General features: G+C 42.5%; 16 protein-coding genes. 13 read left to right on the top strand and 3 right to left on the bottom strand.

The genetic code is table 11. The features are described 5' to 3' along the window. The first annotated feature begins 57 nt into the window (after window positions 1-57). The 9 genes from Q0L00_RS15965 to Q0L00_RS15925 all read left to right on the top strand — a co-directional run bounded on the left by Q0L00_RS15965 (window position 58) and on the right by Q0L00_RS15925 (window position 15,112). Window positions 58-588, top strand: a complete 531-nt coding sequence (locus Q0L00_RS15965; RefSeq protein ID WP_297337886.1) for a sigma-70 family RNA polymerase sigma factor — start codon at window positions 58-60, stop codon at window positions 586-588. A 134-nt stretch (window positions 589-722) separates the two neighbouring features. Then, window positions 723-1,694 carry a FecR domain-containing protein gene (locus tag Q0L00_RS15960; protein ID WP_297337885.1) on the top strand — a complete coding sequence of 324 codons (972 nt, stop codon included), beginning with the start codon at window positions 723-725 and terminating at the stop codon, window positions 1,692-1,694. Between the two features lie 112 nt (window positions 1,695-1,806). Then, complete coding sequence (locus tag Q0L00_RS15955) at window positions 1,807-5,253, top strand: SusC/RagA family TonB-linked outer membrane protein (protein WP_297337884.1); 3,447 nt, start codon at window positions 1,807-1,809, stop codon at window positions 5,251-5,253. 11 nt (window positions 5,254-5,264) lie between these two features. Further along, entirely contained in the window at window positions 5,265-6,695 is a 1,431-nt protein-coding gene (locus Q0L00_RS15950) for a SusD/RagB family nutrient-binding outer membrane lipoprotein (RefSeq protein WP_297337883.1), read from the top strand. Next, on the top strand, window positions 6,680-8,269 hold the full coding sequence (locus Q0L00_RS15945) for a calcineurin-like phosphoesterase family protein (protein WP_363318556.1): 1,590 nt from the start codon (window positions 6,680-6,682) through the stop codon (window positions 8,267-8,269). The genes Q0L00_RS15950 and Q0L00_RS15945 overlap by 16 nt, the downstream gene beginning before the upstream one ends. A 484-nt stretch (window positions 8,270-8,753) precedes the next feature. After that, window positions 8,754-9,353 carry a TetR/AcrR family transcriptional regulator gene (locus Q0L00_RS15940; protein ID WP_297337882.1) on the top strand — a complete coding sequence of 200 codons (600 nt, stop codon included), beginning with the start codon at window positions 8,754-8,756 and terminating at the stop codon, window positions 9,351-9,353. Window positions 9,354-9,440: 87 nt separating this feature from the next. Then, a complete protein-coding gene (locus tag Q0L00_RS15935) occupies window positions 9,441-10,778 on the top strand; it encodes a TolC family protein (RefSeq protein WP_297337881.1) in 1,338 nt (445 codons plus the stop codon). 7 nt (window positions 10,779-10,785) lie between these two features. Continuing rightward, window positions 10,786-11,892 (top strand): efflux RND transporter periplasmic adaptor subunit, encoded by a 1,107-nt coding sequence (locus Q0L00_RS15930; RefSeq protein ID WP_297337880.1) that lies wholly within the window; start codon window positions 10,786-10,788, stop codon window positions 11,890-11,892. 37 nt (window positions 11,893-11,929) lie between these two features. After that, entirely contained in the window at window positions 11,930-15,112 is a 3,183-nt protein-coding gene (locus tag Q0L00_RS15925; RefSeq protein WP_297337879.1) for a multidrug efflux RND transporter permease subunit, read from the top strand. A 469-nt stretch (window positions 15,113-15,581) separates the two neighbouring features. On the opposite strand, the gene Q0L00_RS15920 is transcribed toward Q0L00_RS15925, so the two are convergent. The 3 genes from Q0L00_RS15920 to Q0L00_RS15910 form a co-directional block, all read right to left on the bottom strand. Continuing rightward, window positions 15,582-17,216 carry a serine hydrolase domain-containing protein gene (locus tag Q0L00_RS15920; RefSeq protein WP_297337878.1) on the bottom strand — a complete coding sequence of 545 codons (1,635 nt, stop codon included), beginning with the start codon at window positions 17,214-17,216 and terminating at the stop codon, window positions 15,582-15,584. A gap of 25 nt (window positions 17,217-17,241) precedes the next feature. Further along, on the bottom strand, window positions 17,242-18,348 hold the full coding sequence (locus Q0L00_RS15915) for a helix-turn-helix domain-containing protein (RefSeq protein WP_297337877.1): 1,107 nt from the start codon (window positions 18,346-18,348) through the stop codon (window positions 17,242-17,244). Between the two features lie 489 nt (window positions 18,349-18,837). After that, window positions 18,838-19,464, bottom strand: coding sequence for a TetR/AcrR family transcriptional regulator (locus Q0L00_RS15910; protein ID WP_297337876.1), 627 nt, complete (start codon window positions 19,462-19,464; stop codon window positions 18,838-18,840). A 140-nt stretch (window positions 19,465-19,604) separates the two neighbouring features. Here Q0L00_RS15910 and Q0L00_RS15905 point away from each other — a divergent pair, with 140 nt between their 5' ends. From Q0L00_RS15905 to Q0L00_RS15890, 4 genes are all read left to right on the top strand, one after another. After that, the gene (locus tag Q0L00_RS15905; protein WP_297337875.1) at window positions 19,605-20,471 is read left to right on the top strand and encodes an alpha/beta hydrolase; all 867 of its coding nucleotides are present in this window, start codon (window positions 19,605-19,607) and stop codon (window positions 20,469-20,471) included. A gap of 20 nt (window positions 20,472-20,491) precedes the next feature. Then, window positions 20,492-21,160, top strand: a complete 669-nt coding sequence (locus Q0L00_RS15900) for a DUF4386 domain-containing protein (protein ID WP_297337874.1) — start codon at window positions 20,492-20,494, stop codon at window positions 21,158-21,160. Window positions 21,161-21,207: 47 nt separating this feature from the next. Continuing rightward, window positions 21,208-22,677 (top strand): serine hydrolase domain-containing protein, encoded by a 1,470-nt coding sequence (locus Q0L00_RS15895; protein WP_297337873.1) that lies wholly within the window; start codon window positions 21,208-21,210, stop codon window positions 22,675-22,677. Window positions 22,678-22,807: 130 nt separating this feature from the next. Further along, window positions 22,808-23,980, top strand: a complete 1,173-nt coding sequence (locus Q0L00_RS15890) for an alpha/beta hydrolase-fold protein (RefSeq protein ID WP_297337872.1) — start codon at window positions 22,808-22,810, stop codon at window positions 23,978-23,980. Window positions 23,981-24,113: the final 133 nt, after the last annotated feature.

Below are 24,113 nucleotides of genomic sequence, written 5' to 3'. Positions count from 1 at the left end.
TTAGCGATTTAAGGACACCTTCTGTTGGTAAATTTGACTATTCCAAAGTCTAGGATTATGTCACAGTTTTTAACTGAATCACAATTTGAGCGAGTTTTCAAAGCACATTGGCGGGAGATGTATCAGGCTGCCTACTATAAATTGAAAAATCACTCCCAATGTGAGGATTTGATTCAAGAAGTTTTTGTCTCGCTCTGGGAACGAAGAGAAAAACTTCAGGTTCAAAAAAACTGGAGGGCCTATTTATTGACTGCGGTTAAATATCAGGTCATGCGAAATTTGGTCTCGGTTCAACGATGTGAAGTGTCCTTAGATGACTACATCGAACCCGCTCAGCAAGAAGAATTTTTGGATTTGGAGTCCCTGTATTCCCGAATTGAGGTAGAAATCGAAAAGCTTCCCGGTAGAGCTGGTCAAATATTCCGAATGAACAAACTCGAAGGATACACTGTGGATGAAATTGCTGAAATCTTGAATTTGGCACCACAAACGGTCCATAATCAGCTGAGTATAGCCCTAAAAGGATTGCGGTCGGAATTAAAACACATTTCACCCCTGTTTTTCCTATTTCTCCATTGGCCGAATTGATTCGATATTAAATTTTTCTCCTCCATTTTAAGATCAAGTTAATTTTCTACTCGGTTTCTTGACAATTTGCTAATCCACCAAACCGGTAATCCAAGCGCCAAACGGTACTTTATCCCTGAAACCAAACAGGTAATATGGATACGTTTGACCGGGCAATTATTCGCAAGGTACTTCTGGGAAAGGCTAGCCAAGACGAAATCGAGGCATTCAACCAATGGTATAAGAGGCAATCGGAATCCCAAGTGGATTTACGCCTGCTTCTTGGTGAATCAGGGGATAATTTAGAGCAGAAACTTTGGGGAAAAATCAAAACACAAACCCAACTCAAAAAAACACCCTCAGGAAAAAGATTTCCAATCCGGTTAATCACCCGATTTGCCGCAGTTTTCCTTTTCTTCTTATTGAGTATTGGAGGAATTTTTTCTTTGATCCTATCCTATCCAGATCAAACGGAAGAAACCCAAACTTGGAAGGCTTTTGAAAATACCAAAGGGATGATCAAAACCATCCAACTCCCAGACGGAAGTAAAGTGCAGTTGTTTCATGATTCTAAAATTTGGGTGGCTTCCGATTTTAGCCGAAACAGAACCATCAAGCTCCAAGGAGAAGCATTTTTTGAAGTAGAGCGGGATTCGCTAAACCCTTTTCGGGTTTACACCCACTCCATCACCACTAAAGTTCTGGGAACCTCTTTTCTCATTCAAGCCAGAGACTCTCTTTCTGAGGCTGTCCAAGTGAGAACCGGGAAAGTTTCTGTCAGTCTACCGGGGAAATTCCATCAAGAATTAGAACCGGGAAACCGACTGGAATGGACCGATTCAATCCTTAAAATCGAGGATAAGGCAGACGATCAAGCCTTTGACTGGGTAGATGGGGTTTTACGCTTTGAGAATGAAACCCTTGCAGAAATGGTCTCTAAGCTGGAAAACTGGTATGGGGTCACCATCTCATTGGAAAAAAATCCTTCCGCTTCCTGCCGGCTTACGGGAACCTATCAAAATCTCAGTCTAGAAGAAATCCTAAAGCTGATCAGCTTCTCTATTCCGCTGGATTATCGAATTCAGGAAAATCATGTCCAACTTCATATCCAATCATGTCAACCCTAAAAAAAGGGTCTGCGGCAACAGACCCTCCTTATCCGAATCTTCATCTACCAAAACAAAAACACGAACAAACAAAAGTATGAAAAAAAATCTACTCACGATTAAATGGCTCCTGATGAGAATATTATCAATTTGCCTGATCCTGGTCTGCCTGCAGACCTTGGCACTAGCTGAGCGTTCCTATGGGCAGAAACTGTCTGAAACTTACCTTACCGTTTCCAACACAGAAATGGAACTGGAAGCTTTGATTCGTATGATCGAATCTCGAACCGAATTTGAGTTTTCCTACCAAAGCGGGATGCCCATGGATTATCCTATCCTGTTGGAAGCTAAATCCATGAACCTGGAGGAGATCCTTCGGCAGGTAGCCCGTCAAACTGGCTTAACCTTTCAACAGATCAATACCACAATTGCCATTGCCGAGAACAAAAAATCAGTCCAAGAAAAAGAAGCTCCTGCTCAAGTGGAAATCAAGGGTACCGTTTATGATGCGGAAACCGGAGAGACACTACCCGGAGTAAATATTCTAATTCAAGGAAAAAATCGGGGCACTACCACCGAAATTGACGGAAGTTATCAACTATCGGTTGAAGAAGGTGATGTATTAATTTTCTCATTTGTAGGCTATGAGCGCCAAGAAATTCAAATTCAGAACCAAAGCATTTTAGATGTCCAATTAGCCCTGGATAGCAGCGTGCTTTCGGAAGTAATTGTCACCGCTTTAGGAATCAAGCGTGAAGAAAAAGCCATTGGCTATGCTGCTCAGCAGGTGGCATCTGAGGATCTCTTGGAAGCTCGATCCAACAATTGGTCTGATGCACTGAGAGGGAAGGTTGCCGGCTTGAATATTTTGAGTGCAGGTTCAGGCCCAATGAATTCCTCCCAAATCAGCCTACGTGGAAATACCTCCTTAAACCCGAATTGTAATTTTGCTTTGATTGTGGTAGATGGTGTTCCCATGAACTCGGGCTTAACTTCCTCTGGGGTAGGAAATGCCTATGGTGCCGGATCAGGAAATGACGTTCCGGTTGATTTTGGAAATGGAATAGCCGATCTCAATCCCGATGACATTGAAAACATCACCGTGCTAAAAGGGGCTAGTGCCACTGCATTATACGGAAGCCGTGCAGCTAATGGCGCTTTGATTGTTACAACTAAAAGTGGAAGCAGAGCCCAAAAAGGGTTAGGAGTTACGGTCAATAGTAATATTAGTTTTAATGACATTTTAAAATGGCCCGATTATCAATATGAATATGGACAAGGTACGGGTCGTGCCTTCAATGCTGATGGGGAGCTCTATTACTCCTATGGCGCATCTGAGGATGGCAATAATACGGGAGGAACAAGCTCCGCATTTGGGCCTAAATTCGATGGACAATTCTATTATCAATATGACCCTACCGTAGAAGGGCAATCCTTGGAGCGACAACTTTGGCAACCTTACAGAGATAACATCAAAGGGTTTTGGAGAACCGGCTTTAATGCGGTCAATAATGTGGCCATTGAAGGAGGGAATGATAAAGGTTCTGCCCGGGTATCGTTTACCCATACCAAAAACGAGTGGATCATGCCCAATACCGGGTTTGAGCGATTTGTGGCAGCACTTTCGGTCTCTCAGCAGGTATCCAAAAAGCTACGGATCAATGCCAAGGCCAACTACACTAACAAAAAAAGTGACAATCTCCCGGCTACAGGCTACAATAATCAGTCGATTGCTTATTTTATGATTTTTCAAAACCCCAGCATTGACTTGGATTGGTACCGCCCGATCTGGAAGAACGGACAGACGAACATCGACCAAGTCCATCCCTTCAGCAGATTCATTGACAATCCATTTTTGATTGCCTACGAGATGACCAACTCGGTCAACAACAATGCTTTTCTGGGAAATATTTCAGCCAATTATGAATTCAATGAGCACTTTGACTTAATGCTTCGCTCTGGTATCACCATGAGCCAGGAAGAACGCGCCCAGCGTAGACCCTACAGCTCTGCCAACTTCCAGCGCGGTTATTACAAAGAGCAAGATATCACCAACTATGAAATCAATTCTGACTTTCTTTTTACCTACAAAGGGAAAATTGGTGAGCGATTTACGATCAATTCCAGCATCGGTGGAAACCAAATGAAACGGAATTACCGATTGATCAGTGCGGATGTGATTGGATTGGTTATCCCAGGGGTTTTCAAGCTTGCCAACGGGGTAAGTAATCCAACGGTCTCTACCCGGGACAACAATCGAGTGATCAATTCCCTCTATGGATTGGTTTCTATGGATTTTGACGAAAAAATCTTTTTGGATTTAACTGGTAGAAATGACTGGTCTAGTACTTTGCCTATAGAAAACAACAGTTTTTTCTATCCATCTCTGAGCAGTAGTTTTATTATCTCTGACATGGTCAATCTTCCCAGGCCTATTAGCTTTGCAAAGCTTCGGATTTCAGGTGCACAGGTCGGAAATGACACCGAACCTTATCGAACCTCAAAATACTACAGCCAGAGTGATTTCCCGGGTTCCGGTTCTGTTCCCACCACCTTGTTCAATACCAACTTTAAGCCCGAAATCACCTCAAGTTTTGAGACAGGGCTTGAGCTGATCTTTTTTGACCGCCGAATAGGATTGGATGTCAATTACTACATCTCTGAAACCCGAAATCAAATTATTCAGGTTCCCATTGATATTGTAACCGGTTTTTCCTCTGCGATCCTGAATGCCGGTGAGGTCCAAAATAAAGGCTGGGAAGTCATCCTAAACGCAACCCCTATCCGAAGAGGAAATTTTGAATGGAACACCAACCTAACTTGGGCTAGAAACCGAAATAAGGTATTGTCCTTACCTGATGAGGTAGAAGGAAGTCAAACCATTGGCAATGGAGGCAATGCAACTATCATCGCCAAAGTAGGCGGCACCACCGGTGACATCTATGGATTTGGCTTTGTGCGATCACCTGAGGGAGAAATTGTTTACGGATCCAATGGACTTCCAGTTAGACCTAAGGAAATCCAATACATTGGAAATGCCTATGCAGATTGGAAAGGAGGCTTGCGTAATGAGTTTAAATACAAAAATCTTCGCCTCTCGATTTTGTTTGACGGCCAATATGGAGGGATTGTTTATTCACAAACTCACCACAAAATGTCCGAAATGGGGAAACTTACCCATACGCTCAGAGGGAGAGAAGATGGCTTTATCATCGGCGATGGTGTAGTTCAAAATGAGGATGGTTCCTATTCTCCAAACACCACTCAGGCCTCCTTACCCGATTACTACCGGGAATATTACCGAAGAGCCAATGTCGAAGCCAATTCATTTGATGCTTCCTTCCTAAAGCTCCGTGAACTCCGTGCTGAATTCAATGTACCTGCATCAATTTTATCAAAAACTTCCATCCGGGCAGCTTCTATTGCTTTTTACGGACGTGATCTGGCGATGTGGACCAAGTTCCCCATTTTCGATCCGGAGACCGCCGCATTGAATGGCTCTACCTTGCTTCCGGGAGTAGAAATGGGACAGCTACCCACACCACGAACATTCGGTGCAAATCTTACCCTTAAATTCTAACTGCTCAAAAAATGAAACGAATATATCAAGTTCTACTTCTCTTGATTTCTATCCAGATAGCTTTCGCTTGTACCAGCGATTTTGAAGAAATCAACACAGATCCCAACCGGATTGACCAAATCAGCCCCGGCACCCTGTTAAACCCGATTATCTACAATATCAGCCGATTTAATACAGACCGTGCAGATGCCTTTACCTTTCAGGTGATGCAGGTGGCACTCCCTTTCCCAAGCTCCACAGGCGGATTGCATCGATATGATGTTTCAGAGGGAGCAGGAAATTCCACCTGGAATACCTATTACCGTTGGTTAAACAATATTCGGGAAATGAAACATGCATCCATTCAAGCAGAAGATCCGAATTATGAAGCCATTGCATTGACCTTAGAAGCTTGGGTAGGCAGTCAATTGACTGACTCGTTCGGAGATGTCCCGTTTTCGGAAGCCAGTAAAGGAGAAGCAGGAGTCTTCAAGGCCAAATTTGACACCCAGGAGGAAATTTACACCCAGCTATTAGCAAATCTAGAGTTGGCCAACAGTCTTTATGATGAAAGCCGTCCCATGGTTTTTGGAGAAGATATTTTGTTCTTCAATGAGGTAAGCCGTTGGCGAAAATTCACCAATTCCCTTCATTTGCGATTATTGCTACGGATTTCCAAGCGTGGAAATTACACCGATAAGATGGTCACAATTTTAGAAAACCCCGAGCAGTACCCTGTATTTGAGACAAGTCAAGAATCTGCAATCCTAAAAATCACAGGTGTCGTACCCAATATTTCTCCTTGGGGAAGAGCCATTGATTTCACTACCTTCCGATCCATATCGGAGTTTTTCGCAGATCGTTTAAATGAGTTAGAGGATCCTAGAAGGGAAAAATTCATGACTCAGGCCAGGGAGTTGGACGGGGTGACCCCGATCGGCTACAAAGGGGTTACCAGTGGTTATGCCGGTTCAGATGCTCAATTCGAATTTTTACCAAGTAATCACAACATAGCCTTGGTTCAAGCTCCTATGATTTCATTGATCCTGACGTATTCGGAAATTGAATTTATCCGAGCAGAGTTGGCCCAAAGAGGAATTCTTTCCGCTGATCCTGAAATCCATTACCAAAAGGCAGTTGCCGCGGCTATGGAGCAGTGGGATGTGGCAATTCCAGAGAACTACTTTGAAAACCCCAATGCTGCTTATGACGGTACCCTAGAGCGAATTCTCCTACAGAAATACATTGGACTTTATTTCAATGATTATCAGCAATGGTTCGAATACCGTAGAACAGGTTATCCGGAACTTCCCAAAGCTGAAGGAATGCTGAATGATCAGCGGGTTCCTGTTCGATTTCAATATCCGGTCAGCGCCCAAGTGAATAATCCATCAAACTATCAGGAGGCGGTCAGCCGAATGGGTGGAGATGATATCAATGTAAAAGTATGGTGGGAGAAATAATGCAAAAACTAGGCTTAACCCTACTGATAGGACTGATAGTTGGAATTGCGTTTGCCCAAGAGCCAGCCCAAGGCTATGTCTATGAAGACCTCAATGAGAACGGCAAAAAAGACCGGAAAGAGAAAGGGATTGCTGCTGTAGGGGTTTCCAACGGACAGCAGGTGGTTCAGACCGACTCTGAAGGATATTATGAACTTCCGGTTGAGGATGGACAACTGATCTTTGTAATTAAACCTTCAGGATACCAGTTCCCCCTTGACAGCTTGAATAAACCTCAGTTTTATTACATCCACAAACCTTCAGGCTCCCCCCATCTCAAGTATTCCGGGAGTGCCCCGACAGGTGATTTACCCAAGCAGGTAAACTTTGGATTACGGAAGAAACCCGAGGCTGACTCCTTTACCACCTTGGTTTTCGGTGACCCACAACCCTACACGCTGGAGGAAGTAGATTTCTTTGATCGTGGAATAGTTTCAGAAGTTGAGGGGATTCAGAATGTTGCCTTTGGGATAGCATTGGGTGATTTGGTGGGCGATGATTTAAGCCTTTTTAAGCCGTATTCCAAAGCTGTGGGAAAAGTGGGAATTCCTTGGTTTAATGTCCTGGGCAACCATGATGAAAACTATGATGTGGACCGGGACGAGTTCTCAGACGAGACATTCGAAGATCATTTTGGACCAAGCACCTATTCTTTTAATGTGGGAAAGGTTCACTTTATCGTATTGGATGATATTCTCTGGCCAGATCCCCGAGACGGCAAAGGATACTGGGGCGGTTTTCGACCCGATCAGTTGGCTTTTGTAGAACATGATCTTCAATTTGTTTCCCCTGAACAACTGATCGTTTTGGCGATGCACATTCCATTGTCAGAGGGAAATGGAGACAGCTTTAGGGATGAGGACCGCAATCGCTTGTTTGAATTGCTCGCCCCTTTTCCTCACACCCTCTCCCTGTCGGCACACACCCATTTACAAAAACAAGATTATTTTGACAGAAACGACGGTTGGTTGCAGGATAAACCCCATCACCATTACAATGTAGGAACTACTTCCGGGGATTGGTATAAGGGTCTTATGGACGAAAACGGAGTACCGGAATCCACGATGAGGGATGGGACGCCGAAAGGATATGCACTCTTGGATTTCGAAGGGAATCAATACAAAATAAGATACCAAGTCGCAGGAAAACCGGCAACTTATCAACTGAAAATTTTTGCTCCAAAAGTAGTAGAAAAGGGCCTCAGAACCAGTGCCGGCATTTATGTCAACTTCTTCATGGGTTCATCCACAGATGAGGTCATGATACAAATCGGAGAGCAGGAATGGCAAAAAATGAACCCGGTCTTGGATGCGGACCCCTCCTATTTGGTCAACCTATTTCAATGGGATACCAGCGAGCAGTTAATCGAAGGTAGGCGTCCTTCCAATCCACAGGATTCTAGGCATTTATGGAGAATCCCCGTACCGGTCAATCTTGAGGAAGGAATCCATACCATCCGGGTCAAGGCAACTGATCGATATGGTCAAACTCACTCTGGAGAATCCAGTTTTGAAATCCGATCAAAAAATAAATAAAGTTGGTTATGGGAAAGCACCTCTGGATATTCGGGGGTGTTTTTTTTTCCCACCTCAAATTCATACCCTTTCCAAAGGAAAAACAGGCAGTCACAGCACAGCATAGGCTCAGGAAATTAAAGAAACTCCTTTTTTTATCTTTCCCAGTTGTTGGAGTGAGCAAGCGCTTGCCGACATTCTAGCCTCCCAAAAAGTAATTTAAAACATCCGAGCACATAAAAACTCCAGTCAGCCCCCCTTTTATTGAGTGAATGACTTTTGGCTTATCTCATTGATAATCAATTAAGCTAATTCATCCTCCTCAGCTCCACGTGGAAAGCCTAACGCTGATCATTGAAAAGATACCTGAATAGATAGTCCTCTTTGATTCAATTTCTTTAGTTTTTTAAAACTGGGTTAATGGATAATTTTTTAACAGAAAAATAAAACTCACGGGGAACCTTCTTTTCATTTTTCTGATTGAACGTTCATTCAACAACCAAGAATGGACATTAATCAAGATAAAAAAACACTTCTTTTAGAAAGTGCCTTGGAATTGATCCGAGATCATGGATTTCACGGAACACCAGTCAGTATGGTGGCCAAACATGCCGGAGTCGCGGCGGGGACGGTTTACACGTACTTTCAGTCCAAAGACGACATGATCAAGGAACTCTATACCTATGTGAAAAGTCAAATCTATTTGGAAATTTCAAGTAAGGATGATCCGCGCTTACCTTTTCAGTCCAGATTCTATGCCTTGTGGAAAAATATGACCGGATTGTACCTCGCTAAACCTTCCTTTCAACGTTTCATGGAGCAGTTTATCAGCAGCCCCTTCAATACCGCAGAACTTCAGCAGTCTGTAGATGTTTGGAGGGAATGGTTGGAACTTTTTTTCCAACAAGGAATTGAGCAGAACGTCCTGCGCCCACTCAGTCCAAAAATCCTGGCAATAATGGTCTTAGGTAGCATCATTTCTCAGATCCGGTACCTGACGTATTTCAACTCCAAAACGCAATTGATGGAAGAAGAACTCGGTTTGATCCCCCAGATGGTTTGGGATGGAATCAAGCGGCAGGAGCTAAGTGATTCGTACCCATGATTTAAACTTAAAAACCTGATTTACGGATATTTGACACTGAATTCCTAAATTATTTTAGCCCTATTTTAATAAACCAACTAGTTAACAATGAAGTACATTCTCTACCTATTTTGCCTAGGGTGCTTGGTTCTACCCCCAGGTCTGATGGCTCAGCAACGGGATACTATCCCCTCTGAACTAGACTTAAATGAGCTGGTCGAATATGCACTCAAGCATAGTCCTTTGATCCGGCAGTCCGAACTGGACCAACAGATTGGTGAGCGACAGATTCGATCGAGCCTTTCTGGATGGCTTCCTCAGCTCACGGCCAACTATCAATTCACCAATAACCTGAAACTGCAGACTCAGCCCATCGGAGATCAATTAATCACATTTGGGCAGCCTTTTGCCAGTAACCTCAACCTTTCAGCTACTCAAACGCTCTTCAATCGAGATCAATTCTTTGCCTCCAAGGCGGCTGGACTAATCCGGTCAGAGCTTAGTCAAAGTCTGCAGACCGATCGAATTAACACCCTAGTAGCTGTATCCAAAGCCTATTACGATATCCTGCTGACCTACGAGCAGATTCGGATTTTGGATGAAAATCTTCAGCGGCAGCAAAAGCAATACCAGGATGCCAAAAACCGTTTCGAAGTAGGTTTAGTGGATAAGACGGATTTTCAACGGGCCTTGATAGCATTGGCCAATCTCAAAAGCAACCGAAATCGAGTGGAGACTTCGTTAAAGGCTAAACATGCCTTTTTGAAAGAAATAGCTGGATTTCCTGTGGATCAGGACCTGAGCCTAGATTACGATTACACCGAAATGGAAGGTCGGGCAAAGTTGGATTCCGGATTGGATTTTTCCTTGGAAAACCGGGTTGAATACCAATTGGCCAAAACACAATTTGCGGCCACTGAACTCCAGACCAACTATGCGCGATGGGCCTACATTCCAAATTTCAACGGGTTTTACAATTACAACTTTCTGTATTTCAACAGATCGTTTTCCAATCTATACAATCAGGCATTCCCGACCTCCTCGGTGGGAATTACAGTAGCCATCCCCTTATTCCAAGGCGGGAAACGCATCCAGGAAGTCAAACTTGCCAGACTTCAGGAGGCTCGTGCCGAGGTGGGACTGCGGGATTTTGAAAAACAGCTCAATACCGAGTATGAAACGGCTCTTGCCAATTACAAAGCCAGTTACGTTGACTGGGAAACCTTGAAAAGTAATATGGAGCTTGCCAAAGAGGTTTACCAAACCATCAAGCTCCAATATGACGAGGGTGTCAAAGCCTACGTGGATCTAATTGTCGCCGAAACAGAACTTCGCACGGCTCAAATCAATCATTACAACGCACTTTACAGTGTACTTTCCAGTAAACTAGACCTCATGCGTGCCTTAGGTCAAATCAATCCTTCATCACCTGACTCTTCTCTTTGAATCTGATATGAAAAAGCATCAATTCTTTTCTTTTATAGGGAGTATTTCTCTCACCGTATTGGTCGCCTCTTGTGGGGGCTCGGGTAATTCCAGCCCTGTGGCGATGCCTCCTGCAGCAGTAACGGTAGTCCAAGTAAATCCAAAGCCCGTAACCGGAACAGACACTTACCCCGCAACTTTGGTAGCCACCAACGAGGTGGAGATTCGTCCTCAGGTAAGCGGGTACATCACCCGTATTTTTGTCCAGGATGGACAAGAAGTAACCCGGGGGCAACGGCTCTACGAAATTGATCAAAGCAAATACCAAGCAGCTCGAAATCAGGCAGCTGCCACCTTAGCTTCGGCTAAAGCCAACTTAGCCCGAGTTCAAAAGGATGTCCAGCGCTACGAACGTTTGGATGAAAAGCAGGCGATTGCCAAGCAAGTTTTGGACAATGCAAAAGCTGAATTATTGGCAGCAGAAGCCCAGGTTCAAGCAGCAGAGGCCCAAGTAACTGCTGCGGATACCGACTTAAATTACTCAGTAATTAAGGCCCCTTTTGCGGGACGAATTGGAATTTCACAAGTCCGAATTGGCGCTCAAGTCTCACCTGGGCAACCACTGCTCAATACCATTTCCTCATCGGGTCCGATTCAGGCTGATTTTGTGATTAATGAACGGGAAATTCCCCGATTCACCCGGTTGATGAACGCCTCAGATTTACCGGATTCCTTATTTACCTTACAATTAGGAGACCGCTCAATGTATGCTTATCCCGGCAAATTAAAATCCATGGACCGGGCAGTTGGAAGGCAATCAGGCACGCTCAACGTTCGAGTAGAATTCCCAAATCCGGAGGAAATACTCGTTCCGGGAATGACAGCCACCCTTCAAGTATTAAATCAGGATTATGGGGATCAACTGGTAATTCCATACAAAGCCGTAACTGAGCAAATGGGAGAATACTTCGTCTATGTTCTTGCCCAAGATAGCACCGTATCGCAAAAGACCCTTCAACTAGGAACTGTAATCGGCCCTGATGTAGTCGTGCGCGGTGGCTTGGATTCAGGACAAACTATTGTTGTGGAAGGAATACAAAAACTTCGTCAAGGTGCAAAAGTTAGGGTTCAGTAAATAAACTGGACCGTTTTTTCATTTAAAAATCGAATACATGATCTCAGAAGTATTTATAAAACGCCCCGTCACGGCCATGGTGATTTCCATCGTGATCGTATTGGTGGGAGCTTTGGCAGCACTCAATCTGCCCGTGACCCAATATCCGGACATTACCCCGCCGGTAGTTTCTGTTTCGGCAAACTATGTGGGTTCGGATGCGCAGACTGTGGAACAGACCGTAGCCACTCCCATCGAAACCCAAGTCAATGGAACACCGGGAATGGCCTACATCAGCTCGAACAACACCAGCACCGGGCAGATGCAGATGAACGTCACCTTTGATGTGGGAACAGATATTGACATTGCTACCCTAGATGTCCAAAACCGGGTCAGTATCGCAGAACCTACTTTGCCAGAGGCTGTAAGAAGACTCGGTGTAGTGGTCCGAAAGAGAAATCCAAGTATCATGATGGTAATCAGTATCTATTCCCCAGAAGGTACTCATGATGCCAAATTTTTATCCAATTACACCAATATCTTTATCAAAGATGCTTTACTCAGGGTAAAAGGAGTAGGTGATATCACTGCCATTGGTCAGGACTTTTCCATGCGGGTTTGGCTAAGGCCGGATAAAATGGCCCAATACGGAATCTCTGCGGCTCAAGTTAATCAAGCCATCCAAGAGCAAAATTTGCAAGTTGCCGCAGGAACAGTAGGTGGAATGCCACAATTCAATACCCAGGCTTTTGAATACCCGATTACCGTTAACGGTCGATTGGGAGAAGCCGAGGAATTCGAACAAATCATCGTCCGAACCCATCCTGAAGACGGATCTTTGGTTTACCTCAAGGACATTGCACGGGTCGAGCTGGGTCAGTTTAATTATGGCCAATATTCAACTGTTAACGGAAAACAGGCTGCAATATTACTGGTCTATCAGGCACCGGGAAGCAATGCGGTGGAAACTGCCGAAGGAATTTATGCTGCCCTGGATAATCTGAAAACCACCTTTCCAGCCGACGTGGATTTTGTGGTTCCGTTCGAATCCGTTTCGGTGGTAGAAGTTTCAATCAGTGAGGTAATTAAAACCTTCGCAGAGGCACTTTTACTGGTGATTGTGGTCGTGTTTTTGTTTTTACAAAGTTGGAGAGCTACGTTGGTTCCCATTCTGGCCATCCCTGTCTCGATCATCGGTACCTTCATTTTCTTTGTTCCTTTGGGTTTCACCATCAATACCTTAACCATGTTTGGCTTTGTATTGGCGATCGGGATCGTAGTGGATGATGCCATTGTGGTGGTGGAAGCTGCCCAGCATTACATCGATCATTTTAAGCTTTCTGCCAAGGAGGCCACCCGCCGGGCGATGCGGGATATTACAGCTCCGGTGATTGCGATCGCATTGATATTGGCCGCAGTATTTATTCCGGTTGGATTTATCCCGGGAATAGTGGGAAGGATGTACCAACAGTTTGCAATTACCATTGCAATTTCGGTTTTAATCTCGGCCTTTGTGGCTTTGACGCTCACCCCGGCCCTGTGCAGTCTTTTACTCAAACCCTCACCGGTTCATGAAAAAAGTACCGGACTCAATCGATTCTTCTACCAGTTCAATACCTGGTTTGCCAAAGTAACCGGAAACTATACCCATGGCGTAAATTCTTGGGTAAAAAAGACTCCTTTAGCCTTGATCATGTTGGGAGTGATTTTCATAGGTACATTCGGGTTATTTCAAACCAAACCAACGGGTTTTTTGCCCACTGAAGATGAAGGGCGATTATTCGTATCAGTGGAGCTTCCCGAGGGAGCATCTTCCAGTAGAACCCGCCAGGTGATGGCTGAACTAGTAGAACTCATCCGATCGACCGAAGGCATCAATAATGTGACTGGTATCGGCGGATTGAATGCGATCAACTTTTCGTTCAAACCCAATTCTGCCACCTTCTTTGTACAAATGCATCCTTGGGAAGAACGAAAAGATCCTTCGCTGCAATTATTTGGGATAATTGGGGCCTTGAATCAGAAATTCCAAGCAGTAGAAGAGGCAAACATTGTGGTCGTACCGCCGCCAGCTATTCCCGGGTTGGGCCAAACCGGTGGATTTAGCTTTATGCTCGAGCAGCGCGCCGGTGGAGAAGTGAAAGAACTGGAACAGGTTTTGGGCCAATTCCTCCAAGCAGTCAATGAGCGGCCTGAAATCGATCGTGCATTTAGCTTTTTTACTGCAAAAACGCCGGGATATCATGTAGAAGTTGATCGGGAAAAAGTCAAAAAACTGGGAGTCTCCTTGACCGATGTCTTTTCCACCATGTCTGGATTTATGGGCTCAAGCTACGTTAATGATTTTACCAAATATGGACGCAACTTCCGAGTGGTGACCCAAGCGGATACGACCTATCGTTCGGGTATTGAAGATTTGGAAAAATACTATGTCCTTAATCGAGCAGGAGAATCCGTTCCCCTCTCGGCATTGGTGAATTACCAAGTGGTAGAAAATGCCCCGGTAATTTCTCACTACAACCTGTTCCGGTCTGCCGAAATCAACGGAAATGCAGCCCCGGGTTATAGTTCAGGACAGGCGATTCAGGCCTTGGAAGAAGTAGCTGCTGAAGTCCTACCGGATGGATACAGTTATGATTTTTCAGGTCTAAGCCGGGAAGAAATGGCGGCAGGAAATAGTACCCTGTTAATTTTTGCATTGGCCATTATCCTGGTTTCCCTCCTACTGGCTGCACTTTACGAAAGCTGGTCAGTTCCCTTCTCGGTACTACTGGCTTTGCCTTTAGGAGCATTTGGGGCAATACTCGCCTTGACTTTCCTTCCCAAATTGGATAACAATGTGTATGCCCAGATCGGATTAATTACCCTGATCGGTTTGGCTGCAAAAAATGCCATTTTGATCGTAGAGTTTGCTAAAGAGCGGGTAGATAAAGGAATGCCGTTAGTAAAGGCCACGCTTGAAGCGGCAAAACTACGCCTTCGGCCCATCATTATGACTTCCTTGGCCTTTATTCTGGGTGTGGTACCTTTGGCTTTGTCCAACGGTGCTGGAGCTGTTGCCAGACAAACCATTGGTTGGACGGTAATCGGCGGAATGCTGGCTGCCACCTTCTTGGCCATTTTCTTTGTACCCGTTCTGTATGTTGCCATTACCAAGTTGGCCTACGGCAAAAAAGAACTCAAACGACTGGAGGAGGAAGCTGATACTGACTGGCTTGACTATCACGCCAAGCACCCCTAATTTGAAAAAAGGCTCTGCTTTCAATCCTTTAAGCAGGGCCTTTTTTCTTTAGAATAGCTAAAAAACCTAAACTTTTGCTCCTTTTGAAAATCAATTTCGGAACCGTCAGATTTAAGTGAACTATCCATTTGCTAAAGACAATTGTGCTTCGTGCTTCGCTGCAGCTTGCTTACTGCTCCGAAGAGTTAGAAGTCTCATAGTTGCTCCACACGTGTACTCGCAAGTCCCTTACGAGGTTTTAATGTCTTATACTGACAAGGTAAAGTGAATTTGTTACTTACATCGAAACCACTAAAGATGGTTGGGTTTTACGCTCCGTTCTATAAATTATCTGAATGGACCTTTATTACCCATTTCTTACCATCCCCTTTCTCAATCGAAGAAAAAGTGCGGCTCCAAGCCCTGGAAGCTTGACCTGAAGATTATAAAACTTAACCAGGAACCAATAAAAAAAGTATAAAACCCTTATCTAATTTATTCGCTCAAACCTGACCCTTTTAATCCTATCCCCATGCAGCAATAGGTTTGTTTCCTCAAATTCAAGACTGTAAGGGCCAACTAAGAGCTTTTTCTCGGAGACCAGTAGCCCTGGGATTTCATTCTCTCCCCGGAAGGTAACCGCATAGTTTATCCCACCCACATGATCAATTCGGATCTTTACTTTGGTCTCAGCATTGTGATATTCCCCTTCCATTGTCTTAGGATCAAAGCCCATTCTAATAGGTTGGGTCTTCTTTAATGTGTAGGGGGCGTGATTGATGTAGTAGGCAGTAACCTGCTTTTCTCCATTTGCGTCATTGGTAAATTCCTGCTTAAATGCCGGATCAAACTTCTGATGGAAAATATTAGCCGATTCCCGTTCCAATTCCACCTCATTCCTTCCCTCACGGATCAGAAAAATTTTACCCTCCCGCATTTCGAAGGTAAACGCAAAATCATCTTCAGTTAAGTAAGTTCCCTGAAGCTCTTCCTCGCTCACATATTCCCCTACTCGATCCGGTTTGGTCACTAGGTTATTTTTGACCGAATTGAGTTTAAATACCGCATCGACAAGTTGCCTTGTTTGGGAAGATGGAATAGATTTACCGGTATTGGTCAAGGTAATAAAGGAATAATTCCGCTCTGGGAACCGGATCACCGTGGCCTTCCAAGCTCCTGTAGCACCCTCATGGAAAGTGTAATCCAAACCCATGTATTGGCCAAACTCCAGACCATAGCCATAATTCTTAAATTTGGATCCCGGAATAGATTCCTGACTTTGCAAAATCAATTTTTTGGGTAAAGATGAATCTCCCTGACGGTGAATCAGTTTTTCCCATTGAATTTGATCTTCCAAAGTGGTAAAGAGGTTTCCGTCTCCACATACCTCCCATATCCAATCAGAGGTCGTCCAAGTGTCAAAATTGAAGTAAGCCCTGGCAATGGGACCGGCTCTATGTCGGTGATCACTTTCAAAAGCCGTATTGGTCATATTCAACTTTTGGAACATTTCATCTGTAAATTCCTTAAAGGTTATTCCCGATACTTTTTCAACAATCAAGGCCAGCAAAATATAATTGGAATTGCTGTAGCCATAAGCAGTATCCGGTTCAAAATTTAGGTCTTGCTGAGAAATGATCAATTGTAATACATCCTTATTGTCAAACGACTCCTTCCACCACGTATAGCCTTGCAAAGACCAGAGATCATAGCAATCCCTGATTCCGCTGGTATGGTTGAGTAGCATTTTGACTGTTAGTGCAGTTTTGACCTGAGGAAACAAGTTTGGAAAAAAAGATCTGATGTCATCATCAAGCTTGATTTTACCGGCTGACACCAAGCTTAAAATAGCCAAAGCGGTAAACTGTTTCCCATTGGAAGCGATATTAAATCGGGTGGATTTTCCGATCAGGCTACTATCTGCAAAATCTGCAATTCCGGCATACTTCTCATAGATTACCACTCCATTCCTAATAATTGCTGTAGCAATTCCCGGTGCTTTTGCGGGAACATCCTGCCTAGAGATGGAATCGAGTTTTTGAATTATATCTGGCGGTAAACCCGACTGTGCACGAAGCAAACTAAGATGTAAAAGGCTAAAGAGGAAGACTAGAATTACTTTCATTTGATTTTTTCTTCAAGAATGGCAATTATGGCTTACTATCTCGCTTCAAATCCTGATTTGACACCTCTTTTTCCTCATTTCTACCGAAATATTCCTTAGGAGAGACTCCGGTGTATCGCTTGAAAGCTCTGTTGAAGGTTGATTTGGAATTAAACCCTGATTTCAATGCAATACCCAATAAAGTCAGATTCAAATCTTTTTTGCTTTCAATTTTTTCTATAATTGCCTTTACTCGAAACTGATTGATGTAATCATTGAAGTTCATCTCAAAGGCCAAATTGATCGTCTGGGAGATTTTCTTAGGATGCGTATTTAGTTGTTGGGCTAGCTCAAAAACAGAAAGTTCGGGGTTTTGGAAATACCCCTCCTCCACAATCAGCTTCTCTATTTTTTGTTTCCAGAATCCCAAATCTTCCGGCACGAGACTATCATCGGCCACATTGGAATTATCCTCAGGAACTCGGAGCTCAACCAAAGGTAAATCTCCTTTCGATCTATCATTTTTTTCAAATGCAGTCAAGGAACGAATAGACGATAGGTAACCTGCAACAGAGACATAATACAGGACCGATCCAAAAAGAAAATAGTACCAAAACTTCTTTCCAAAAGCATCCCATTCAAGATTCAAAATAAAGAATAGTCCTCTAAGGATGACCAAAACCAGTAAGGCTGTCAAAAAATGCTTTGCCCATCTGAAACTGAGGGATTCGGCATGACTAAATGAATTAAACGTAATTGCTCGGTATCTTTTGTAGATTTTCAAACTCAACACCAAATAAATCAATAGTGATATAAATCCTGCCGCCTGGTATTCGAATAAGAAATCCTTATCTCTACCGTCTTCATAAAAAAAAGATTCCTGAAGAATAATCTTGTCCGTAATGAAGATGATCAGGGAATAGATCAGATACACCATTGCAGGTAGAAAATGAAGGTAGTGGTCTTTCCTGAATTTAAACGTGCTGTCCAGAAGGGAACTTAGGTAAAAATAGATGACAGGTGGAATCAATAACAATTGCTGGAATGGAATGTAAAAAAGGATGTCTCGGTAGGGATTTCTAGCATACCAATTGGCATATCCCAGCATAAAAGGCGTAATATATAAAATGGAAAGTGCTATAAAAAAACTCAACCAAAGACTTGGTTTGTGATCATTTCTAATTCCTTTGATTAAGTGTAGAAAACTGAAAATCCCTTCATGGACAAAGAATAAAAAAAGTATTGAGCTTTTATCGTTAAATTCAAAATACATACTGAAAAGAAAGTTCTTGGTTGACTCTGAAAGATAAAATGGTAAAAGGGTAATTGTCTAGTCCTCTTTTAAATTCCCAAGGAAGGGTTAACAATAAATTTTCCATCCTTAAGTCCAAATTCTTTTAATTCAGATATTTAACACTTTTTAATAGACCATGAATGAGCCTTTTATTGAAAAACCATTAAGGATGATGAATTTTTGTATTTATAATTGCTTTTTAATGGTCACATGGAATGGCTTTGATTTTCAACCCCCTATGTGAGATGTATTACCATGATCGGTTCGTGCCATATATTTTAACTCACTAAATAACTCAAGAAAATAAAAAACCGACCCACTCCATTGCTGCAAATTTCCTGAATCCAATTAATTAAAAAAATCAGGTCTTAATTTTCTGTATTCAAGCTTGCCTTTTTCCGTCAAATAAGGATAGAGCATAGACAATAGATTATCAGTTTGGTGATCGAGGTAATCATCGTTGATCTCGATTTCATAAATAGAGGAATTGTAAAGCCAAGTATTACTGAAACCGATCATTCGTTCAATTAAAAATTTCCGCTCAGTAGAAAATTCAAACTCGCGGAGTTGCCCTTTATCCGTCAAATACCTCATAAGAAATTCATATCCTTCAACTCGCTTGAGGTAAACCGCTTCAAAATGCGCTTTGATGGATTTATTCAACCTCAGTAAATTATAAAGATCCGTCCAGAAAAAACGATAGTCTATCATTCGTTTCAAACTCTGACGGATATCCTGTTTGATGGTTTGAAAAGAAATTTCCTGTACTCCCAATTGGTCAACTCGACTGTCAAACTCCTTAACCATTTCAAAATATAGGGCTTCCAAGATATCCTCCCTAGTTTTGAAGTGGTAATTCAAATTCCCTGAACTCATCTGCAGCTCTAAGGCTATCATCCTGATTGTCACACTACTAAATCCCAAATCATTAAAAAGCAACCTAGCTGCCGTCAATATTTTTGTTTTCGTATCCAATTTTTTTGATTAGTAAACTTGTCCTAATTCAAATTATTTTAGTAAACTTGTCCTAAAGTTAAGAATTTTATAAACGCGGAGTAGCATTCTTATCACCCATCTGGATAAAATCTTCCCCGCAAATGCCAAAAAGATTAAAAATGGGGTCATTATTTAAGTCAGAACAGGGAAAGCAAGAAATACTTCAGCTCTATGACCAAAAACTGGAAAGCCTTTCCATTGATTTCTCATCTAAAAGGGTCAATACCAGCTTCGGAAAAACCAACATCATTATCACCGGAAATCCACAAAAACCTCCCATTATTCTTATTCATGGTTCAAACGGAAATGCACCGATTGCCTTAGAAACCTACAAAGATTTGCTGGATTCGTTTTCTGTATATGCTGTAGACCTGCTGGCCCAACCCAATAAAAGTGCAGAAACGCGCTTGAGTATGCAGGATGATTCTTATGGCGAATGGATGCATGAAATCATGGACAAGCTGAAGCTCCAGAATGTCATTCTTGCCGGATTTTCATTTGGAGGATTAGTCATTCTCAAAACACTCCTCTACAATGAGCAGAAAATCAAGGAAGTATTCCTTACTGCACCTGCTTTTGTGGTAAATGGGAATCCCATTAAAGCACTCTTTCGGTTCTTCATCCCTATGAAACGGTATATGAAAACCAAAAAGAAAAAATATCTGGACCAATTTTTAGCGGCTGCTTTCACGGAAAAAGACGATTATGCCGAGAAAAGTTTAGCCCTGATCTTTACCCATTTTATCATGGATTTCACCCCAGTTCCTGTGATTAAAACAACTGATGCTTCAAAGATCAAAACACCGATTACTTTAATTGCAGCCGAAAACGATATTCTATTTCCAGGAGGTAAGATGATCAGGCGAGCGAAGAAAATTTTCCCCTCTCTGAAAAGCACCGTATTGCTGGAGGACTCAAAGCATGTCCAAAACAAAATAGACAATAAAAAAATAGTGGAGATCATTAAGAGTAATGCACAGCTATAAATCCTGGCAGATAAGTTAGCATGAACCAAAGAAAGACAGCACTTCTCTCAGGATGGTCCCTAATCGTAATAGCCATTCTAGCGGGCTTTTCCATAGGATACGCCCTCCCCGAATTTAATCAAGCGGAAAACATAGAAGACTTAAAAGAACTCTTCCAAACAAGACAAAGACTTTATGTGGCTATGCTCCTAGGGTTGTTCTTGATCGTCTTACTTGATCTAGTTGTGAGCATTATGCTCTACAAGTATTTTAAAAAAATCAGCAAGAAATATGCTTTAATAGCAGCGATTTCAAGAATCCTGTACACCCTCATTTTTAGTATAGCCATCTATTTTCTAATTCTCAATGCAGCCAATGAAGACTTATCCAATCCACAGATAAACCAAAATTTCCGCCTTTTTGAAGCTATTTGGAATGGTGGCTTGGTGATTTTTGGAGTGCATTTGTCCCTTATTGGGTACCTAATGATGTGGGAAAACACCATCCCTAGACCCTTGGTTTTTTTGGCACTCTTTGCTGGACTAAGTTATGTAGGAGTCCATTCCTTAAAACTATATTCCGCTCATCTACCCTTCCTTGCAAATCTTGAAATAGGTCTGGCCTTTCCCATGGCCTTAGGTGAACTCGCCTTTGCAGTTTGGTTGGTTGCAAAGGGAGGAAAGCCTTCCAAAGTACCCAGCTTACAATAAGTACAAAAAACAAACTCAGCAACTACCTGATAACACTATATACGAATATGAAAAGTACGAAGCCTTATTGGAGCACATTATTTATCCCAACCCTACTACTTGCATTTTTAAGTTCTTGCAGTAAAACATCCAATGAATTGGATAATGGAAAAGCACGGCTAGAGCATGAAATCCGTGGTCAGGTGAAATTTTTGGAAGAGCCTGAAAGCCTTAGCTCCCTCACAGATAAAATGGAAGCTTACCACATCCCCGCTCTTTCCCTTGCGGTGATCAATCAGGGAAAAATTGCTTGGACGGAGACCTATCAAAATGAAAACTTTAAACAGCAGATCAAGCTAGACAGTACTAGTATTTTCCAAGCAGCCTCCCTTTCAAAACCTGTGACATTTCTTGCAGCATTACGGATGCATACCGCGGAAAAAATAGATTTGGATAAAAATATCCAGGACTACTTGAAGGAATTTGTCCTACCAATCGGCAAACAAACTCCCGCTAATCCGGTAACCTTTCGAAATATTTTTTCCCATACCTCAGGAATAAGCCCAGGGGGATATCAGGGATATGGTAGAGATGTTGAGATGCCGACTGATTTGGATGTTTTAAAAGGCAGCGCCGGAGTGAATACCTCCCCTATTGAAGTAATTACAGCTCCGAATGAAATACTGGCCTACTCCGGTGGTGCCTACACCTTAGCCGAACTTGCACTTCAGGACATATTCAATGATGATTTCTCAACCATATTGAAGGAGTGGATCCTAGAACCTGCAGGAATGGAAAACACTGAATTTACACAACCCTTGCCTGAGTCAGAGACCCATCGAGTTGCAAAAGGGTATACCCAGTCAGGAGAATTGATAGAAGGGGGATGGAGGAATCATCCGGAGCAAGCGGCAGCAGGACTTTGGAGTAATTCTTCAGACCTGGCAAAATTTCTGATTGAGATTTATAATGCCTATCAGGGTAATTCTTCGATATTTTCAACGTCAGCTATCAAAACTATCCTAAGTCATGAGCGGGATGGCCATGTATACGGTTTCATTGTTAATCGTTCCGAAAATGACATTTCACTCACCCATTACGGAGGCAATGCCGGATATCGTACGGGAATGACCATCAGTCTTACAAGCGGGAATGGGTTGGTTTATTTAATTAATTCCGATAATGGCGGAGCCCTTGGAAATGAACTCTTATTATCCGCCTCGAAAGTCTATGATTGGCGACATTTTAAGCAAACTGAGGTTCAGCGAAAACCAATTGAACCGGGTGTAATAAAGGAATTGGAAGGAAAGTATAGATGGAATGAACAGGTTGATTTATCCATTTCTTTTGATGAAAGCAAAAATCAAATTTCACTTTTCTTCCCAAATGGGGATGAATATGAGCTTGTACCAATTGTCGGGGAGGAACTTGGTTTTATTCATGGAAATACAGGAATACAAGTCTCTTTTGCCAGGGATGGAGACAAGCCGTCATTCATGCTATACGGACAAACTGCTCTAAAAATCATAAATCCATAAATTGCCTTTTAGTAGCTGTATCTGCTAAAAGGCTAGAGTATAATTGGAAAACAATTCGAATTCGCTTATAATGAAGAGCATGGAAAAACTCTATTCCAGCCAAGGTGAAACCAATTTCATTAAAAACAAAATGAAGAAATCAATCTTTGCAATTCTGCTGATACTCATTGGCAACTATTCGGTGAAATCACAGGAAATTGAACAGATCTTAATTGGAACAAAACATTCCATTGAATCCACCAGGCTGAACGAAGATAGAGAATACTGGGTCAATCTTCCTGATTCATACCATCTTGCAGAATCAGCCCACAAAACTTACCCCATACTCATTCTATTGGATGGACACCTTCATTTTAGGTCAATTACGGGAATAGTCAACTACATGAGTGCTGATGCCTATGGAAGCAGGACTATTCCCGAAATGATTGTAGTAGGTATTCGGAGTAGGGATAGAGAAAGAGACTATACTCCCGATAAAATTGTAACTGTCAGAGCGAATAACACAGGCGGTGGAAATCGATTTCTGGGTTTTTTGGAAGAAGAGCTAATTCCAGAATTGGATCGGACCTATCGAACTGCACCCTATCGGATTCTTTTCGGGCATTCTTTAGGAGGTTTACTGGCAACTCATGCTTTTATGAAAGAAAAGACCCTTTTCAATGCATTTATTGCTGTTGATCCAAGTTTTGGAACTTGGGATGCTGGAACCATGGACAAAAAGCTGGATTCCATGACTGAGCAGTCATTTTCACGGTACATTTACCTAGCTACAGCAAACTGGGGCAAAAGGAACCTTCGAAATCGCGATCGTCATGTTCGGTTTTATGAGTCATTGAATAATAAATCACCTAGTGATCTTCGTGCAAAATGGGAGTATTTCGAAAGGGAAGATCATAACTCAGTTCCAATTACAGCCTTTCATAATGGAATCTCAACCCTATTTGAGGGGTATGGACTTTCTTTTCGAGAGGTGCACAACCTAGCCCAACTTACTGAACATTTTCAGGCTATTTCGGAAAAACTTTCCTACACTTTCCCTCCTCCTGAGTCCCTGGTAAACCAACTTGGATATAGCTTGCTCCGTAGCAATGATCCCGATGATCTAACTAAGGCACTTGAATTCTTTATTTTAAATGTTACAAATTACCCCAACTCTCCTAATTCCTATGATAGCTTGGGAGAAGCTTTTGAAGCCGTGGGCGAAAAACAGAAAGCAATCAAAAACTATAAAAAATCTCTTGACCTTAACCCAAAAAATGAACATGCTATGACAAGAATAGAAAAATTAACCGGGATCGATTAAACATTAAGTTAATCAATATGATTCTCAATATAATTCACCCTTAAGCAATTATTCATATCATTATACCTTTTCGGGTATGTACAGAATAAAAAGCCGATAAATATACCTTAACGGGTATATATTTGTTGAACAC

It is taken from the genome of Algoriphagus sp., assembly GCF_024305035.1.
Taxonomy (GTDB): Bacteria; Bacteroidota; Bacteroidia; order Cytophagales; family Cyclobacteriaceae; genus Algoriphagus.
The sequence above is the reverse complement of the archived record's forward strand: the minus strand, read 5'-3'. Positions and strand labels throughout refer to the sequence as shown.

What these genes read in the sequence shown, in the direction of transcription:
- Q0L00_RS15965 (WP_297337886.1), top strand. Translation starts at nt 58, where the DNA reads ATGTCACAGTTTTTAACTGAATCACAATTTGAGCGAGTTTTCAAAGCA.
- Q0L00_RS15960 (WP_297337885.1), top strand. Translation starts at nt 723, where the DNA reads ATGGATACGTTTGACCGGGCAATTATTCGCAAGGTACTTCTGGGAAAG.
- Q0L00_RS15955 (WP_297337884.1), top strand. Translation starts at nt 1,807, where the DNA reads ATGAGAATATTATCAATTTGCCTGATCCTGGTCTGCCTGCAGACCTTG.
- Q0L00_RS15950 (WP_297337883.1), top strand. Translation starts at nt 5,265, where the DNA reads ATGAAACGAATATATCAAGTTCTACTTCTCTTGATTTCTATCCAGATA.
- Q0L00_RS15945 (WP_363318556.1), top strand. Translation starts at nt 6,680, where the DNA reads ATGGTGGGAGAAATAATGCAAAAACTAGGCTTAACCCTACTGATAGGA.
- Q0L00_RS15940 (WP_297337882.1), top strand. Translation starts at nt 8,754, where the DNA reads ATGGACATTAATCAAGATAAAAAAACACTTCTTTTAGAAAGTGCCTTG.
- Q0L00_RS15935 (WP_297337881.1), top strand. Translation starts at nt 9,441, where the DNA reads ATGAAGTACATTCTCTACCTATTTTGCCTAGGGTGCTTGGTTCTACCC.
- Q0L00_RS15930 (WP_297337880.1), top strand. Translation starts at nt 10,786, where the DNA reads ATGAAAAAGCATCAATTCTTTTCTTTTATAGGGAGTATTTCTCTCACC.
- Q0L00_RS15925 (WP_297337879.1), top strand. Translation starts at nt 11,930, where the DNA reads ATGATCTCAGAAGTATTTATAAAACGCCCCGTCACGGCCATGGTGATT.
- Q0L00_RS15920 (WP_297337878.1), bottom strand. Translation starts at nt 17,216, where the DNA reads ATGAAAGTAATTCTAGTCTTCCTCTTTAGCCTTTTACATCTTAGTTTG.
- Q0L00_RS15905 (WP_297337875.1), top strand. Translation starts at nt 19,605, where the DNA reads ATGGGGTCATTATTTAAGTCAGAACAGGGAAAGCAAGAAATACTTCAG.
- Q0L00_RS15900 (WP_297337874.1), top strand. Translation starts at nt 20,492, where the DNA reads ATGAACCAAAGAAAGACAGCACTTCTCTCAGGATGGTCCCTAATCGTA.
- Q0L00_RS15895 (WP_297337873.1), top strand. Translation starts at nt 21,208, where the DNA reads ATGAAAAGTACGAAGCCTTATTGGAGCACATTATTTATCCCAACCCTA.
- Q0L00_RS15890 (WP_297337872.1), top strand. Translation starts at nt 22,808, where the DNA reads ATGAAGAAATCAATCTTTGCAATTCTGCTGATACTCATTGGCAACTAT.